Annotated in this window: 10 protein-coding genes; 3 read left to right on the top strand and 7 right to left on the bottom strand. The window is 43.4% G+C overall.

From position 1 onward, the window contains the following. Positions 1-74 precede the first annotated feature (74 nt). The gene (locus tag AB9N12_RS06890; protein WP_369890859.1) at positions 75-635 is read left to right on the top strand and encodes a DUF4348 domain-containing protein; all 561 of its coding nucleotides are present in this window, start codon (positions 75-77) and stop codon (positions 633-635) included. Positions 636-771: 136 nt separating this feature from the next. Beyond that, positions 772-3,852: a chondroitinase family polysaccharide lyase gene (locus AB9N12_RS06885; RefSeq protein WP_369890857.1), complete on the top strand. Its 3,081-nt coding sequence runs from the start codon at positions 772-774 to the stop codon at positions 3,850-3,852. A gap of 95 nt (positions 3,853-3,947) precedes the next feature. On the opposite strand, the gene AB9N12_RS06880 is transcribed toward AB9N12_RS06885, so the two are convergent. The 7 genes from AB9N12_RS06880 to AB9N12_RS06850 all read right to left on the bottom strand — a co-directional run bounded on the left by AB9N12_RS06880 (position 3,948) and on the right by AB9N12_RS06850 (position 18,502). Further along, positions 3,948-5,207 (bottom strand): DcaP family trimeric outer membrane transporter, encoded by a 1,260-nt coding sequence (locus tag AB9N12_RS06880; protein WP_369890855.1) that lies wholly within the window; start codon positions 5,205-5,207, stop codon positions 3,948-3,950. Between the two features lie 53 nt (positions 5,208-5,260). Then, complete coding sequence (locus AB9N12_RS06875; RefSeq protein ID WP_369890853.1) at positions 5,261-6,205, bottom strand: tRNA-dihydrouridine synthase family protein; 945 nt, start codon at positions 6,203-6,205, stop codon at positions 5,261-5,263. 143 nt (positions 6,206-6,348) lie between these two features. Continuing rightward, a complete protein-coding gene (locus AB9N12_RS06870) occupies positions 6,349-7,449 on the bottom strand; it encodes a DUF5017 domain-containing protein (protein ID WP_369890851.1) in 1,101 nt (366 codons plus the stop codon). 30 nt (positions 7,450-7,479) lie between these two features. Further along, positions 7,480-9,252 carry a RagB/SusD family nutrient uptake outer membrane protein gene (locus AB9N12_RS06865; protein ID WP_369890849.1) on the bottom strand — a complete coding sequence of 591 codons (1,773 nt, stop codon included), beginning with the start codon at positions 9,250-9,252 and terminating at the stop codon, positions 7,480-7,482. A 27-nt stretch (positions 9,253-9,279) separates the two neighbouring features. Then, positions 9,280-12,438, bottom strand: a complete 3,159-nt coding sequence (locus AB9N12_RS06860) for a SusC/RagA family TonB-linked outer membrane protein (RefSeq protein WP_369892826.1) — start codon at positions 12,436-12,438, stop codon at positions 9,280-9,282. Positions 12,439-12,595: 157 nt separating this feature from the next. Further along, positions 12,596-14,131: an arylsulfatase gene (locus AB9N12_RS06855; protein WP_369890847.1), complete on the bottom strand. Its 1,536-nt coding sequence runs from the start codon at positions 14,129-14,131 to the stop codon at positions 12,596-12,598. Positions 14,132-14,446: 315 nt separating this feature from the next. Further along, complete coding sequence (locus AB9N12_RS06850; protein ID WP_369890845.1) at positions 14,447-18,502, bottom strand: two-component regulator propeller domain-containing protein; 4,056 nt, start codon at positions 18,500-18,502, stop codon at positions 14,447-14,449. A 112-nt stretch (positions 18,503-18,614) separates the two neighbouring features. Here AB9N12_RS06850 and AB9N12_RS06845 point away from each other — a divergent pair, with 112 nt between their 5' ends. Next, positions 18,615-19,256, top strand: coding sequence for a carbohydrate-binding family 9-like protein (locus AB9N12_RS06845; RefSeq protein WP_369890843.1), 642 nt, complete (start codon positions 18,615-18,617; stop codon positions 19,254-19,256). The last annotated feature ends 59 nt before the right edge of the window (positions 19,257-19,315 follow it).

Below are 19,315 nucleotides of genomic sequence, written 5' to 3'. Positions count from 1 at the left end.
GTATAAAAGTATTGCAGAACCAAACTTGTTACTATCTTTGCGGTGTCGATTAAACTCTTAATTTATATCGTGTTATGAGAGCTAAAAAGTTTGTATGCTGCTTGCTGGCTATGATGTTGCTTGCAGGTGTTTCTCTGATTTCCTGCGGTAATAGTTCCAGAACAAAAGCTGATGGTGAACTGACTACGCAAGACGGTGAAGATTTCAAATCGTTTCTGGAACAATTTACTTCCAGTGCAGCCTTCCAATATACCCGTATCAAGTTCCCATTAAAGACTCCGATTATTTTATTGGCAGATGACGGCGAAACAGAGAAGACATTCCCTTTCACTCAGGAGAAATGGCCGTTGTTGGATAGTGAAACCATGAAGGAAGAACGTATCACCCAGGAAGAAGGAGGAGTTTATGTCTCTAAGTTTACGCTGAATGAACCGAAACACAAAATCTTTGAGGCAGGCTATGAAGAGTCTGAAGTGGATTTGCGTGTCGAGTTCGAATTGCAGTCTGACGGGAAATGGTATGTGGTAGATTGCTATACAGGTTGGTATGGATATGACTTGCCGATTGGAGAACTGAAGCAGACGATTCAGAATGTAAAAGAGGAAAATGCCACATTCAAACAAATGCATCCTTAGTATCAAGTATTAGTCAGTTATTTGAGGCTTGATACTTGGTACGTTATTTGAGATATTTTGTACAATTTGGACCTCTCTTTTTCCGAAAAGAGGGGTTTCTTTGTATTCGAAAGAATAATTTTAAACGAATAGGAAAATGGAAGATGCATCTCATTCTTTGCTTACTAAATTAGGAGTATCCACTCTGTTCTTTCTTTTGTGTTCAACATTCCTTCATGCGCAAGTCGTAACAGATGAACGGATGTTTTCTTTTGAAGAACCGCAAATTCCGGATTGCATCACCGCTATCCGTTCCCGCTTGTCACTATCTGATTGGCATTATAAAGATGGAAAACATTCGTTGGAATGGACATTTGAACCGGGAGGTATCTTAGAACTCAAGAAGGACTTGAGGTTTGAAAAAAAGGATCCGACTGGCAGGGATTTATACCTTTCGGCCTTTATTGTGTGGGTTTATAATGAAATTCCTCAGGATTCGACCATTGAGTTTCAGTTTCTGAAAGACGGCAAAAAATGTACCTCTTTTCCTTTCGGCATTAATTTCAGTGGTTGGCGTGCCGCATGGGTCTGCTATGAACGTGATATGCAAGGCACACCGGAAGAAGGCATGAATGAGCTTCGGATGATTGCTCCAAATTCAAAAGGAAGCCTTTTCATCGATCATCTGATTACGGCTACCAAGGTTGATGCACGTCAACAGACGGCCGATCCGCAGGTTCCTTTTGTCAATGCCGGAACTACCAACCATTGGCTGGTCGTCTATCAACACTCGCTTTTGAAACCGGATATTGAATTGACCCCTGTGAATGATAAGCAAAGGGCTGAAATGCAACTGTTGGAAAAGCGTTTTCGTGATATGATCTACACGAAAGGGAAAACTACTGATAAAGAAGTGGAGACCATCCGCAAGAAGTATGATTTCTATCAGATAACTTACAAGAACGGTCAAGTATCGGGAGTACCTATTTATATGGTACGTGCTTCGGAAGCTTATGAACGGATCATACCGAACTGGGATAAAGACATGCTGACTAAAATGGGAGTGGAGATGCGTGCTTATTTCGACCTGATGAAAAGAATTGCCGTTGCTTATAATAATGCGGTGAACCCGGTGATTCGGGAAGAAATGAAGAAGAAGTTTTTAGCAATGTATGATCATATCACCGATCAGGGAGTTGCTTATGGTAGTTGTTGGGGGAATATCCATCATTACGGCTATAGTGTTCGCGGTCTGTATCTGGCATATTTTCTGATGAAAGATGTGCTTAGGGAAGCCGGTAAACTTCAGGAGGCCGAACGTACATTGCGTTGGTATGCGATTACTAACGAAGTATATCCTAAACCGGAAGTCAACGGAATTGATATGGACTCTTTCAACACACAGACTACAGGTCGTATTGCCAGCATTTTAATGATGGAAGATACACCGGAAAAACTACAATATCTCCGGTCTTTCTCGCGTTGGATTGATTTTGGTTGTCGTCCTGCATTGGGATTATCCGGTTCGTTTAAAGTAGACGGAGGTGCTTTCCATCATCGCAATAACTATCCGGCTTATGCTGTGGGTGGACTCGATGGAGCAACTAATATGATCTATCTTTTCAGCCGGACGGAATTTGCTGTTTCCGAGTTAGCTCATGAAACAGTGAAAAATGTACTGTTGACTATGCGTTTCTACTGCAATAAGCTGAACTTTCCTCTTTCCATGTCCGGTCGTCATCCGGATGGAAAAGGTAAACTGATTCCTATGCATTTTGCAATGATGGCTTTAGCCGGTTCTCCCGATGGCAAGGAGGAATATGATAGTGAGATGGCTTCTTCTTACCTTCGTCTGATTTCAGACTCAAGTGTTGAAAATGATTTGCCTGAATATATGCCTAAGGTTTCAAGTGCCGAAGAACGTAAGGTGGCAAAACTTCTTGTAGAGAAAGGTTTTCGCCCGGAGCCGGATCCGCAGGGCAATAGAGCGCTGGGATATGGTTGCATCTCTGTTCAACGTCGTAGTAACTGGTCGGCTGTGGCACGCGGACATTCCCGTTATCTCTGGGCAGCAGAGCATTACCTTGGAGCAAATCTATATGGGCGTTATCTGGCGCACGGCAGTTTGCAGCTATTGACTGCTGCACCGGGACAGACAGTAACTCCTGCCACAAGCGGCTGGCAGCAGGAAGGGTTTGACTGGAACCGTATTCCGGGAGTGACCTCTATCCATTTGCCATGGGAGCAATTGCAGGCTAACGTGCTCAATGTAGACAGCTATTCCGGGATGGAAGAGATGCTTTACTCCGATGAGGCTTTTGCCGGTGGTTTGTCTCAACAGAAGATGAATGGTAATTTCGGAATGAAGTTGCATGAGCATGATAAGTACAACGGATCACATCGGGCACGTAAATCATACCATTTCATCGATGGAATGATTGTCTGTCTGGGTTCGGATATCGAAAATACAAATACGGAGTTCCCGACAGAAACGACTATCTTCCAATTGGCGGTCACTGATAAAGCAGGACATGATTATTGGAAAAATGACCAAGAAGATAAGAACGTATGGGTAGACCATCTCGGAACGGGTTATTATGTCCCGACTCCCGTTCGGTTGGAGAAGAACTTTCCTCAATACTCGCGAATGCAAAACACGGGAAAGGAAACAAAGGGTGATTGGGTTTCTTTGGTTGTAGATCATGGAAAGGCACCGAAAAGCGGAAGGTATGAATACGCTGTTCTCCCACAGACGAATGAAGCCGTGATGAAGAATTTTGCGAAGAAGCCCGATTATAAAGTACTACAGCAAGACCGGAATGCACATATTGTAGAGTCCGCCTCCAAACAGGTCATTTCTTATGTGTTGTTTGAAACCCCTGAAAACACATTGCCGGGTGGGTTATTGCAACGTGTGGATACTTCCTGCCTGGTGATGGCTCATAAAGAATCTGCTGATCAGATTAAGCTGACGGTGGCACAACCGGATCTGGCTTTGTATCGTGGTCCGAGTGATGAAGCATTTGATAAAGATGGGAAACGCATCGAACGTAGTATCTATTCACGACCATGGATTGGAAATGCCAGTGGTGAAATACCTGTTACTGTAACGATAAAGGGGAGATGGAATGTGGCAGAAACTTCGTTTTGCAAGCTGCTTTCTTCTGATGAAAAGCAAACTGTTTTGCAGTTCAATTGCAAAGATGGCGCTAGCTTTGAAGTGGAGTTAAGGAGATAAAAGTCTGACAACAAGAGGCCATTTGCTTTCCCTGACAGAGAACGGTAGCTTCTCTTGGAGAAACCACCGTTTTTCATGCCGTTGAAACCAATGCGTTAGAACATAAACAGGGCAACGGCGACAATGCGGTTGTTACATACGGTATGAGTATCTCTGATTTTTCCATTGGAGGCATTGAGTGAGCCATACCATGCAGAGCTTAAGGTATATTCCAATCCGAATTTCCAGTGGGGAACATTATAGGTTAGTTCTGCTCCTGCTGTTACCAACTGGTCGAGGCTTGTTCCTGTTCCATACACTTGAACGTCAGTTCCATTGGGAGCATATAATGCATCGCTTGTTCCCAGATTTTTAGCGTAACCCACAAAAATACCGGATTTCCATTTCTGTCCGTAGACCATATTCAACCAAGAGCTGGAGAAACGTATTGGAGTATATTTTTGTTCTCCGGTGTGCTCGTTGACTGACTTAATGCCGAATCCGCCTAATCCGGAAGCCTGTGTAAGGTTGGAACCCAATACGCTCTTTGCGGCAATAAACCAGTTTTTACAGGTATATTTCGCATGGGCCTCGTAAGAAAGGGTGGTGATGCGTTCGTCTATTTTATATTTATCTCCGTTTGCCCCCAAGGCATAGGTGCGTGGCTTTAATGATAACAATTCAATGCCGATACCCGCCAATAAGCCGTCTTTCTTGTAGTCAGCCCCTACATATATCTCTGGGATGCAACCGTTTTTTAAGTATTCATGACTTTTTTTGCTCTCTTTCGGTTTGTCGGGATTGATGCCTTGCGAAGTATATTGTGATTGCCACACTGCAGCTCCGGTAAGTTGGAAATTCTGGTTTGTATAGCGATAACGAATTTGTGGTGCACGGCTGAAGGGTTGGAACGGTGCTCCCACAGAGAGGTTGAGAATCTGTGGAGACACATCTCCAAATAATGGATGACAGTTTTGTCCGAGCAATAAAGCTGATTTTCCCCAATCCAGATTCAAATAAGCATGGCGGAGTCGAATGACTGAATAAGAAGTACCTGTACCGCGAAAGTCAACTTCTACTTTGGCAGATGTCTTGGCTGTTCCCAGTTGGGGACCGGCAACGTCTACTCCGAGACGTGAGTATAAGGTATAGAAATTACTGTTGGATGTTGAGTTTAAATCGTTTCCGTCCGGATCATGTGCCTTATCTTTCGGATACATATAAAACAATCCGTCTACGGTTTCTTCATTAGCACGACTATTATAATAAAAGTCAGTGCGAATCTGTCCGTAGAATTTGAACTTGAAATCCTGCATTTGTGCGAAACTACCCGATACGATGATCAGGCAAAGAAATAAGAGAATGTACTTTTTCATTATTGCATGTTTGTAAACGGGTGCAAAATTACGTAAAATTACCGGTTATTAGTTTATTGCTGATTAAAAAAGGCAAGGACTGCCTGATTATATTTGTTGAGGTCGGTGCTTTTATGAATTGCTTTCAGTAATTTTTTGTCTGCTTGCGGCATTAAATATTCCCAGAAAGTTTTCATTTTGTTCAGAAGCTGTTTCTCTCCTCCTTCTAACTGTTCTGCATATTGATTGTATACGCATTTGTGCATAGATTGCAATTTTTCTTTCATTTCATTGAACTCGAGTGTACGGTTTTGCCTATACTCCAAAGCTAATGCCGGGTTGGCAAGTAAGCCTCGTCCGATCATCATTCCGGCTAATCCGGGAAACTGTACCTGAATACGGTGAATATCTTTCACGCTATTGATATCCCCATTATAGATAAGAGGATGTTTGCAGGCTCTCTGAAAAGTCTCAAATGCTTTAAGGTCTACTTCTCCTTTGTATTGCTGTTTTCCCAAGCGGGGATGCATAACCACTTGTCGTAGAGGTAGCTCATTGATAATCGGAGCCAGTTTAAGGCATTCTTCCGGATCTTCCCAGCCCAACCTCATTTTGATGGAGAAACTTATTTGCGGATATTTTGTAATCAGGCTAAGTAATGCCTGCACTTCTTCGGGATAAGGAAGAATGCCGGAACCATTGTGGCGTTTAGCCAGCATGGGAAAAGGACATCCCATATTGATATCGACTTCCTTATAGCCCTTTTCAATGAATAGGGATAAGATTTTTTCTGCCTTCTCAGAAGAAGGGGCTATCAGTTGGGGAATCAGATGGGGAACCTGATTATTCTCGAGGTCGATTCCTCGGACATCTCTATGGCGGAATCCGCCTTTTTCGAGTCGTACAAATGGGGTGTAATAAGTATCTATACCTCCGAAGCAGGCGGCATGAGCATTACGGTAAAATACTTCAGTATAACCTTGTAACGGGGCAAAATGAATAGGAAGAATCTTTGGCATTATCATTCTTTTTGTGCAAAGATAGCGAAAAGTAAAAGAGAGGAACCTCGCAGTCCCTCTCTTTCTGATGTTAAATTGATCAAAGTCTGATTTTTATAAACGTTTTCTATGATTGAAGGTTAGAAAAATTGGGGGATATGCTTTTATTCTACAACGTTTATAGTCAGTTCACGTATTACTTGACCACCTTGATGGACGTAGTTTGCATTGTTGGCTACGAAGGTAGCGGTATATGTACCGGTCTCTTCATAGGTATGCGAGTATATCTCTAATGATTGTGAGATATTCTTGATGGCCACACCGGCGTCAGGATTGCAGGAACCATTGAGTAGGATCGGATGGGAGATAAGCCAACTGTCCCCTTGGGTATATCCTGCTCCTCCTCCACTGGTTAAGAAATCGTTCGGCTGGCTAATTCTCCAGAAATAAGGAATATTGCCGTCTACAGTAGCGTATGCTATTGGGCCTTCATATTCTGCGCTTTTCATCTCTTCAAGTGTGAGTTTTTTGTTACCTAATGCTTCCTTCAACTTGGTAAGATGAGAGTTGTTTTTTGAAAGATCGTCTAAATTATAGGTTACATTTAAAGCCGAGAATTCGAAGTTCTTCGCATTAATTGTAGTTGATTTTCCATTGTTGAACTCCAGGTTAAGCTGTAAGTTCTTAATATGTACGACAGGCATGGTGCTGCTATTATCAAGAGGATTAAGGCGGAAAGCAATGCTGATTTCCTTGCCCAAGTAAGAAGTCAATGGGCAAGAATAGTCTTTAGAAACTTTGGTCGCTTTGGGAAGATCCTTCTGGCTGACAAGTTCCGTCCAGTTACAGTTGGTAACAGCTTCTTTGTCTTTCTCTACATTGTTGCCACTAATTCCTCTGAATTGATCAGATATTAATATGTGAGTAGAACCTTCGATGGTTTTCGGACTGCCATAGTCATATACTACGGAGAAGTTGATTTCACATCTTTCTACGTCTTCCGGTTGCATTTCAATTCTGTTCCGGTGTTTGTACTCGTGTCCTATTTCTCCGCTGAAGAAACTGATAAAGTCAGGGTTGCCATCGAAGCTGAACGTTACCGGACTCCCTTTCTTTACAGTCACCGTTTGGCCATCGAAGCTGACATTGCTGTCTGTCACCACACCCACTTCCATGGCTGTTTCTTCTTTTAATTCCTTGTCGCATGAAGCGAGACATAGTCCGGCAAAAGCGATAGTCATCAAACTTTTATATATTGTCTTCATATCCTTTTCTTTTTAAAGTTAATAAGCGATTTACCAACCCGGATTATTCGTTTTGATAGCACCGTTTGATCCTATTTCATTAGCAGGAATCGGGAAATAGTTGTACGACTTCGGAATATCGAAGTAAGTATATACATTGATTCCGAATTTCCAGGATTCGTCACTCTGTGCCTTGTCCACTTGTTCCTGCATCAGTTTATAATAATCTCCCCAACGGATCAGGTCGAAACGACGTGTATATTCGAAGCAGAGTTCCATGGCACGTTCGTCTTTGATCGCTTCCCGGAAGTCGGCTTCATCCAGATTTGCAGCAAGCTTGTTGATTCCTGCACGCTCTCTTACTGCGTTGATACATTCATAAGCCAGAGCGTTAGGGCCATGGTTGACCTCATTCTCTGCTTCTGCAATCATTAGCAGAATGTCCGAGTAGCGGAGAAGGGGGAAGTTGATGGAAGTATCGTTCTTGCTCTTCTTGTCTGCTTCATATTCTCTACGGTATTTGGCGGCAGCCCTGTTGCGGTTCTTGTTGGCATCGTTCTTCGATTCACGATCACCGTAAGTGGAACCCGGCTCTGTTTTACCATAGCTGAAGGATTTGTCCCAATATTGATGTTCTACTTCATCTCTTTTTCCTTTCACAAATTCACGACCGTCTACAGGGGTACCTTCTCCTGCCGACTGGGTGTAAGTGAATGGGGCGATGTTCCAGTTGCAACGGTCAATGTCACCGTTTGCTTCATACAGCTCGAGTAGTTTGGGAGTATTCCAGATAAAAGCGTATGCATAACCCGGATCACCTTTACCGATGATGGATGCTTTGGAAGAAAGATCTTTCCCCTGAATTCCAATGATATTGCCAATTCTTCCTTCTGCACGTACATCCGTTGAACGGTTACCTGCAAATTCTACCTCCCAAATACTTTCATTAGCCTTGGCACCCTCCTTATTGAGAGCTGTGTTATACTTATCAGAACAAATGTCGATAAAGAAATCCCAATATTTGGCAGTCAGTGAATGACCTTCGTTCCTGACTAACTGTGCATAGTAACTTGCTTTTTTGAAATATTCTGTGATCTCGGCACTGGTCATGTTATTGGCCAAACCCACTTCTTTGTCACGTTTAGGTTCACCGGCCCTGAACATATATACACGCGCCAACATTCCCCAAGCTGCCGATTTGGAAACACGTCCCGGCATATAGTTCAAATCTTGAGCGGATTTGAGATCTTCGGCAGAGCCATACATCTCTTTAATGATAAAATCATAAATCGTCTGTTTGTCCGTACGCGGAATAGAGAGGTTATAAGCATCTTCTGTAGAACTGGTTTTGAAAGGTACATCACCCCAACATTCCACCAAAGTGAAATAATAGAATGCGCGTAAGAAGCGGGCTTCCGCTTTGTACTGTTTGCGGGTGTTGTCGTTCATATCGGGCACTGCATCAATGTTTTCCAGAAAAATATTGGCTCTGTTGATGCCGGAGTATAATGTGTACCACAATGCTGCAACGGCCGGATCGCTTGTATTGGCATTGTTGCAGATCAGCCCGGTTTTGTTAGGTCCGCGGTTGGCACCACCATAGTGCCCCAGGTCGTCACCTCCTACAAGGTATAAGAATTCATTTCCGTAGAAAGGACTTTGTCCTAGAATGGCATAGGTTCCTGTTAGCCAAGAGGCGGCGTCCGCTTCATTCTTGAAAAAGTTTTCTGGAGTAGTGTATGTCGGGTCCTTTTCCAGGAAATCGCAGGAAGTCAGGTTCAGTCCGACAAGAAGTGATATGATGATTATTTTTATTGTTTTCATATACGTAATTGTTTGAAGGATGATCGATTAGAAACCTAAGTTTATGCCCAAACTGATGGAGTAGGCTCTCGGATAAGCGGAGAAGTCCAGTCCCGGAGTCAGTGCGCCTTCACGGATAGATACTTCCGGGTCATAACCGGAATATCCTGTACATGTCCATAGATTCTGACCGGCAACGAATACACGTGCATGGTCTATCTTCCATTTCTTGGTCAGTTGTTTCGGCAGTGTATATCCTAAAGATACGGTCTTCAGACGAAGGAAAGAACCATCTTCGATAATACGTGTAGAGAATACTTTGTTGGAGCCGGAGTTGGTAGCTCTCGGAATATTACTTTCCGGGTTTTCCGGTGTCCAACGGTCTGCATAACTTGCGTATTGGTTCAAGTCACGTGTCTTATTGCTGTTCTCGAAGAACAGGCGGTTGGCATTCAACACATCGTTTCCATACGACCATTGGAAGAAGATGCTCAAGTCAAATCCTTTGTACTCGAAATTATTGGTAAATCCACCTGTATGCTTCGGCATACCGTTACCGATCATGGTACGGTCGTTATCGTCGATAATGCCATCACCATTCAGGTCTGCGTATTTCGGCATACCCGGTTGTGTATTGCTTTCGGAAGAGAAATACGGGACATTGCGTTTCAGTGTATAGGTATCACCCGCTTTTTCGAAATCTTCGTATTTGTATGTACCCTCGTAGATGAATCCGTACATCATTCCCATCGGATAACCCACTTTGGCCATGTAGCTGTATTGGGAGTTATAGTTCTGGTCAAATTTGGCTGCACTCAACAGAGAAGATTGGTTCTCTGCCAATTCTAATACTTTGTTCTTGTTGAATGCGATATTAAAATTGGTAGTCCATGAGAAATGACGATTCTTGATATTCGTTGTGTTCAATGTGAACTCGAGACCTTGGTTGCGTACCTTTCCTACATTCTTCATGGCACTGAAATAACCGGAAGAGGTGGGAAGTGCCGTATTCAGCAACAAATCACGAGTTGTTTTACGATACCAGTCTACGGTTAATCCGATACGTTCATCCAAGAAACCCAAATCCAGACCCAGATTCCATTGTTCGGTAGTTTCCCATTTCAGTTTTCTGTTTCTTAAGGAAGTAGGCACTGTACCTACACTCGTCAGACTGTTTTCGAACGGATATACACCACTGGGGAGGCTGCCGATCGAAATGAAGTCTCCGACTCTATCTTTCAATATCTGATATAAAGCATACGTATCATATTCGCCTACGCGGTTGTTTCCGGTCAATCCCCAGCTTGCCCTTAATTTACCGGAAGAAACAACAGGTTTCAATGGTTTCATGAAATCCTCCTCCATGAATCCCCATGCCAATGAACCGGAAGGGAAGTAGCCGAAACGGTTATCGCCACGGAATTTGGAAGAACCGTCGGAACGGAAAGAAACCGTTGCATAATACAATGATTGATAGTTATAGTCCAAACGTCCCAAGAAAGAAAGTATAGACCAGGAATTTTTTAATGATTGGGTCGTACTGGGAGTTCCTTCACTCATTCCCGCCATGCCGAGTGCTTCGTTGGGAATCTGTACCGTTTTGTATGAATAGTATTCATAGTCGGAGTTCTGCAGGGTTACACCTGCCATGCTCTTGAAGAAATGCTTCTGTTTGATGTTGGTCTGATAGGTCAGAATATTTTCATTCAACCACGTTGCACGTTGAGAATGGTAGATCTCCGCATTTACCTTATCGGATGATTTCGGATTGCCATAACGGCTCTTCGAGTTGTTGAATGTTTCCCCTTTGCGGGTATCGAATGTGTAACCGCCGGAAATTTTCAACTTCAATCCTTTGATAAATTCATATTCTGCGAATCCGTTGAACTGGATATAGTTGGTATACGTCTTGCGATATTCGTTTTTCAAGGACATGATAGGGTTGATACGATAGTCGTTGGTATTGTTTATCGCATCGTCCATGATGTTATCCATCAATGAACTTAAGGGTCTGTCCGGTTCCGTCACAGGGCGATATCCCCAGACGCTATAGAACAGGTTATTCATACCACTGTATGAGTTCTGCGAAGGAGAGCCACCGGTAGTTGTAGTGCTTGAATAGTTGGTGGTCAGATAGATTTTCAGTTTCTTCTTTTGAATGGTAGTGCCCATACGGCCTTGTACACGCTTGTAGTTTGATCTCAACAAGATACCGTCCTGGTCATAATAAGATAAAGAAGCATTGTAGCGCACTCCTTCCGAACCACCGGTCAGGCTCACATTGTGGCTTTGCATCCATGCGCTGCGGAAGATTTCATCCTGCCAGTTATATTGCGGGATATTCCTATAATCTTCCAGTTCCCATTTCTTGCCGTCCTTATTCATGAAGTAGGTCGTTTCCATATCTTTGGGACTACGTTCCGCCTGCAGCTTGACGAACTCGTATGCATCCATCATCGGAATCGTTTTGGTGATATGTTGAACACCGAAACTACCGTCATATTTGATTTTAGGCTGACCGATGGTTCCTTTCTTGGTGGTAATCATCACAACGCCATTAGCACCACGGGCACCGTAGATAGCGGTAGCAGAGGCATCTTTCAGGAAGTCGAGTGACTCGATATCGTTCTGATTGATGGCTGCGGCTATGGAAAGATCTTCCACCGGGAAACCGTCAATGACATAAAGAGGAGAGTTGTCTTGTGTCAATGAGTTGTTACCACGGATGACGATGTTCATTTGTCCGCCCGGCATACCTTCACCCGAGCTTACGTTGACACCGGCAATACGTCCGCCTAATGTCTCGCTGAAAGAAGCGGTTGGAGTGCTAAGCAGGTCTGCCATGCTGGCTTTGGCAACCGAACCTGTCAGGTCTCTCTTGCGTATTTCCTGATAGCCGACTACTACCACTTCGTCCAATGTCTTTGTGTCTTCCTTCAATGTGATAACCATTGGCTTTTGAGTGTCCGCTTTTATCTCTACAGTGACATAACCGATGAAAGAGATAACCAATATTGAATTCTTATTGGGTACGTTAAAAGCAAATTTACCGTCAAGGTCAGTGATTGTTCCTTGTGAAGTACCTTTTATCTGCACACTGGCTCCCGGCACTCCTTCTCCTAAGTTGTCCTTCACTGTACCTCTAACAAATACTTGTGCCAGTACAAAAGAAACAGAAAACAGGATCAGTCCGATGGAGGAGAGCATCCTTTTTCCAGTTTGAGTGGATAAGTGTTTTTCCATATTATAAATTAATTGATTTTATTGAATCTACGTTTGCAAAGATAGATGGATTGAATACTTCTGTATGGATAGAATTATTCAGGATTGGTGCAAAATTATACAATTTTTCTGTTCTCATAAACTATTTCTTTTTTATGGATTCTAGTAATTCTGATAACTCTTTCACTATGTCGGGATGTTGTTTTGATACATCCGTTTTCTCTGATGGATCGGAGAATAAGTCATAAAGTTGAGGTTGTTGATCGTTGCCTAATTCCATTTTCGTCCAATATTCGATAGCGGGGGCATCGCTCGGTTCAATGTATTTCCATTGGCCTTTTATGATGGCAAGTGTGTTATTGAGATTTTGTTGAACGACATACTCACGGCTGGTATTATTTTTGCCGAGGAGTACGTTCGGATGTTCTTGACTGTCGGGAGCAGCTCCTTTACGTAAAGGTTGGTCCAAAAGGGAGGCGAGTGATGCATACACATCTATCTGAGAGAAAAGAGCTTGTTGCTTGTTCGGTTTTACCCGGGCAGGCCAACGGACGATCAATGGAATGCGTGTGCCTGCTTCGTAAGCACTGTATTTTCCGCCACGGTAGATACCCATCGGAGTATGTCCGTTGAGAAGTTCGTAAGCTTGGTCTTGATAACCGTCGTCGATAACAGGACCGTTATCGCTGGTAAAGATCAGGAGGGTGTTGTCTGCGATCTGGAGGCTATCCAGGGTATGCATGATTTCACCGATGGTCCAGTCCAGTTGCAGGATGACATCGCCACGGGTGCCGAGTCCGCTTTTGCCTGCAAAACGTGGGTGGGGGATGCGGGGTACATGTACGTCTTGCGTACCCATATATAAGAAGAAGGGTTCTTCCTGATGGGATGCAATGAAATTCTTGGCCTTATAGGTGATGATATCGGCTATGTCTTCATCCTTCCAAAGGGCGGATTCTCCTCCGGTCATCCAGCCAATACGGGGAATACCATTAATAATCGTATTATTATGTCCTTGGCTGGGCTTTAAAGTGACGAGCTCCGGGTTCTCTTCTCCCGTAGGCCAGTTGCCCACTTTGTGGTCATAACTTACGGTGATGGGATCATGGGGGTCAAGTCCTACGACATGTCCGTTTTCTACAAATACACAGGGTACACGGTCTACGGTAGCCGGAATAATAAATTCGTAGTCAAAACCGATGCTTTGCGCGTTAGGGGTAATCCGGTTATTAAAGTCGGTTCCACCTTTCGGACCGAGTCCCAGGTGCCATTTTCCTACTGCACCGGTTGCATATCCAGCATCTTTCAGCATATCTGCCATGGTGACGCAGGTGGTATCGATAATGAGTTCGGAGTTGCCGGGAGCGATTCCTGTATTTTCTTGTCTCCAGGGATACATACCTGTCAGGAGTCCGAAACGAGAAGGGGTGCTGGTGGCAGAAGTCGCATAGGCATTGGTGAATTGTACTCCTTGTCCTGCCAACCGGTCGATGTTGGGGGTGCTCACTTTCGTTGCTCCATAACAGCTCAAATCACCAATGCCGAGATCATCTGCAAATATAAAGATAATGTTAGGCTTGGGATTATTCTGTCTATTGCTCTTCTGGGGTGCATGATTGCATCCTGACAGCGTGACGATGCCGGGCAACAGTGGAAGCAGACGTGATACGTTTTTCATAATGCTGTTTTTTAGGAAATGATATTATGTGCACAAAGATAAACGTTCAGAAAAAAGATGAATGAGTAGTAATGTACAAGTGAAGTACAAAATAGTACATTAGAGAAATTAACTTCCTTTCTTCAGGATGAGAAAGGGGGGGCTTGATTCAAGTACTATATGATGAATGTTGTGCCACTTCGATGGCACGGTTGTGCCATCGCAGTGGCACAACTGTGCCAGTATAGTGGCATTCCATTGGCATTGGAGTTTTTGTTCAACTCCTGTTCTTTAGAATATGAACTGTTACCGATGGTTCGGCAAACTGATTACCTATTATTCTGTTTCTTCCTCGTCTTCTTCGCTTTCTTTCCCTTTGCGGTAGGCCAGTGGACTGACGTGATAAATCTCCTTGAAGCATTTACTGAAATAGCGGGAGGAAGAGAATCCAATCCGGTCAGAAATCTCTGTGATATTCAGTTCCGGGTTATTCCGTAGCATGACAGCGCTTTTTTTGAGACGTATGCTTAGGATGAAGTCATTGGGAGTCTGGCCTGTGACTGCTTTCAGTTTGGTAAATAGGCTCGTGCGTGCCATACCCATTTCGCGAGCGAAGATGTTGATGTTGAAGTCTGTATTATCCAGATGGCGTTCGATAATGGCAATTGCACGGTCGAGCATCTCCTTATCCATTGGGTTGGTAGCCAACATTTGGGCAAAAGCCTGCGGTTGTTTGCTGAACTTCTCTTGCAATAGTCGTCGGGAATTAACCAGGTTATTGCAGCGGGAAATTAGGAGATTGGTATTAAACGGTTTCGTGATATAATCATCCGCACCGATCTTCAATCCTTCGATATTATGCTCTATGGCAGTGCGTGCAGTTAATAATACTACCGGAATATGGCAGGTATTAAAGTCTGTCTTGATCTGTTTGCAAAGTTCCGTACCCGACATGCGTGGCATCACGACATCACTTAAAATGATGCTCGGCATATCCTTCTGTATCATCTCTAATGCTTCTACTCCGTCGGAGGCCGTACTGACCTGATAGAATGTTTCGAAAATCCCGGCCAACATCTGCCTGATAGACTCATTGTCTTCCACTATCAGCATCTTGGCATCCTCGATACGTTTGTTGTCTTCTTCTTTCCATTCCAAATCAGAGATGATCTCTACCGAAGGAACAATGGCCTCTGTTTGTTGGATGGTTTCCATATCCTCCTTTGCTATTTGCTCTTCTGTAAAGCATTCATTGCCCAATTGGAGGGTGATAATAAAACTGCTTCCTTTACCCAGTTCACTTTCCACCCGAATGGTGCCGTGATGAAGTTCTACAATACCTTTCGTCAATGCCAGACCGATCCCGGTACCGGCTCCGGTATCCAACGAGTTGAATTGCTCGGTCTGATAAAAGCGGTCGAATATCTTATCGATCTCGGCAGCAGCGATACCTGTACCGGTATCTTTTATTTCAATAATGGCGTGATCTTCTTCCTGCGATACGTGAATCGAAATCGTATCTTCAGCTTTGGTATGTTTTACTGCGTTTGATAATAAGTTGTTTATCACTTTCTGCATCTGCTTTTGGTCATACCACACTTCAATGTCATCCTTCTGTTTGTTGAACTTGAAGTTGATTTGTTTGCTACTGGCATATTCGAGGAAGAGCAGATAATTTTCATACAGGAAGTTAACCAGATTATGCCGGCGCACTTTGATCTTCATGTGTCCTTGTTCCTGTTTCCGGAAATCGAGTAGCTCCGTAATCAGTTCCCGCAATTGGAGGCTGTTCTTGTAGATTCCCAACACCTTATTATATATGTTGGGGGTAAATGTCTGCACTTGCAACAAGGTCTCTACTTGTCCTACGATCAGCGTTAACGGTGTGCGGAACTCGTGCGAGATGTTAGTGAAGAAACGGAGTTTCGACTGGTTCAATGCTTCAAGGTCTTCAATATGCTTCTTCTCGTACTTCAAAGACTCACGGAGTTTGATGCGCGAATTATAGTTCTGAATAAGATACCATAACAGACTGATCGTGACAATGGTATAAATCAGGTAAGCCCACCATGTCTCATACCATGAAGGGAGTACAATAATCTGTAATCTGGCCTCTTTTATTCCTTCCCTTTGTGATTTGACGACAAGGGTATACTTTCCCGGATTCAGGTTGGTATAAGTAATCAGCGTTTGCTTCCGGTAAGTATGGTTCCACTCGTCCGAGAAGCCTTCCAGACGATAAAGTATTTCATCTCTGTTGGCAGGGATGAAGTTGGAAGTGGCATATTCGATGCTAAACATCGATTGATTCGCTTTCAGATTAATTGCCGGAGTGTGGCAGATCGATTGTTTGAGAATACCACTTTCATCTCCCGGAACTACTTCTTTTCCGTTGACAAACAGGCGGGAAAGAAGGATATTATACGATTTTGGGGTGAAGTGTAGCTTCTTTTCCCAGAAAGAAATCATCCCCTGAATACCGCCAAGGAATACTTCTCCACTGTGTGTCACAAATAGTGCGTTTTCATTAACCGCAGTCAGCGGGAATCCGTTTTCCGTGCCATAATTATAGAATGTCTTGCTTGGATAGTCGAACTGTGAAAATCCTTGATTGGTAATCAGCAGTAAGTCTCCTTTCTGTATGGATGATTCGCATACTTCGTAGATACAGTCGCTGGATAAACCATCTTTCTGTACATCGAAGTTTTCAAAGTCATCGCTTGCCTTACGGTAACGGTCAAGACCGCTTCCGGAGGTGCAGAACCACAGATTTCCGTTACTGTCCTGCATGATACTGTTGATATTGTTGTTGCTAAGACTGTTCGGATTGGCAGGATTGTGCGGATAATTAGTGAGTTTATGGCTGTCGAACCGGTAAGAATAAACACCCTTCCCGGTAGCTGCAATCCACAATGTGCTGTCTTTATCAATGCAAAGACTGGCTACCATGTCAATACTTCTTCCTTCTTTCGTCTCTTTGAAGAGCTGTTGGCAAGTGCCTGTTGCCGGGTTGAAAAGACAAACACCGTTTTGTGTAGCGACAACCAGTTTATCCTTATAAGGTACAATGTCTCGGACAATATCCGAAGGCAGTGAGTTTGGATCTCCCGCTTTCATCCGGTAGGCTGTGAAACGGTTGGTACGCAGGTCGAGTTTGTTCAAACCTCCCAGGTGTGTACCTATCCACATAATTTCATTCATCCGGTCGTAGTAGATTGCTTTGACATTGTTGTGGGAAATACTGTTTTTGCCCTCTTCGTGGCGATACCACCGATAGGTATTATTTTTCCGGTCGTACACATTCACTCCACCGCCTTCAGTACAAATCCATAAGTTCCCGTCTTTATCTTCTGTCATTCTGCCGACAATCGGGCTGCTTAGACCTTCTTTCTCTGTATCTCCCGTCTTGTAGCGGGTATAGATTTCATATTCCGGATTGAAATAGTTGACACCTCCGAAATAGGTACCCAGCCAGAGTGTTCCTTGCTCATCTTTGACGATGCACCAGATAGAGGAGTGGGTGAGTCCGTCGGGTTTATTATTATGGGCTGTATATAGATAAAATTTACCAGTGCTTTTCTCGTATCGGTTCAGACCGTGAAATGTTCCTATCCACAGGTTACCAGTGTTGTCTTCACAACAGCTTCTTACAAAATTGGAACAGAGGCTGTCCGGGCTTTTAGGATCGTGTCGAAAGTTCTCGATACTTCCGTCTCTTCTTACATGGTAGAGTCCTTCTTCCCAGCTGCCTATCCATAACTCTTTGGCAGAATCTTCATAAATACTGCTAATATTACCTTTGGTGACGGGTTGGGAAATTTTTGTTTTGTCTTCCGACAAACAGTAAAGTCCGTTATTGGTAGTTCCCATCCACAGGTTTTTCTTTTTGTCCAAGTGGAGGCAGGAGAGGGTGATCTCCTTTCCGGCGAGATGATAGTAGAGATCGAAGTTACCCGTATTTTCATTATATACAAAGATCTCTTCCCTTTTGCCGATATATAATTTTTCATTGAAGTAAATGGCGTCTACATTCCCTTGTAACAACGTTTTGAATTTTTGCGTAGTCAGATCAAACTCTGCTACTCCGTCCGTACAGAGCAAGTATACTTTCCCGTTTTTGTTCCCGGTGATGCGCAACACCGTGTTGCTGAACAGGCTGTTCGGATCGTTTTTCTTAAGTTTAAAACTCTTTATATCGTTGCCGTTATACTGGTTAAGTCCTTCACGCGTGCCGATCCATATAATTCCTCGTTCGTCAATATAAAGGCTATTAACAGAGAACTGGGAAAGACCGTCGTCCGTGGTCAAATGGCCAAATGTGATGTTTTGACCTTGTGTACGGACTGCGACTACGCTTAAAAATAGCAGAAATAAAAAGATTGCTTTTCTCACTAATTTGTATTTTAAGGTGTTTACATCTATGCAAATATATTATTTTTATTCGATTTCAATGAATCTTATTAAAAGAAAGTAACTATATTTGTATCATTCAAACGAAAGATATATGAAAGTAAAGAAAATTAGTGCGGCTAACGTGGAGGCTTGTTCGCTTCCTAAATTATTTGATGAAGAAAAAATAGATTTTCAGCCGATTCAGTGCGTCAATTGGACTGAATATCTTTACAAGCCTAAAGTCGATTTCCGTATGGCTCATACACAGGACTCTGTTTTGCTACATTTTAAAGTGAGAGAGGAGAGTGTACGTGCCAAGTATAGTGAGGATAACGATGCTGTGTGGACTGACTCTTGCGTGGAATTCTTTTCTATACCCGCAGGTGACGGAATTTATTATAATATAGAATGCAATTGCATCGGGACGATCTTGGTGGGTGTCGGTCCTGCCCGCAACAACCGGAAACATGCACCGAAAGAAGTGACTGCTCTCGTACAACGCTGGTCTAGTTTGGGTAATCAGCCTTTTGCAGAACGTGTCGAGAAGACAGACTGGGAAGTTGCTCTTATCATTCCGTATTCTGTGTTCTTTAAGCACCAGATCGAATCACTTGACGGGAAGGAGATAAAAGCTAATTTCTATAAGTGTGGCGATGAGTTGCGGACTCCTCATTTCCTTTCATGGAATCCGATAGAGATTCAACAGCCGGATTTTCATCGTCCTGATTTCTTCGGTACTTTGGAATTTGAATAATATAAGAAGAGAGGCTGTCTGACAAGTCCTGTTTTAACGATTTAGAGGGTGTGTCAAAA

Origin of the sequence: Bacteroides sp. AN502(2024) (assembly GCF_041227145.1) — a bacterium.
Classification (GTDB): Bacteria; Bacteroidota; Bacteroidia; order Bacteroidales; family Bacteroidaceae; genus Bacteroides.
This window is presented reverse-complemented; position numbering and strand designations above follow the sequence as displayed.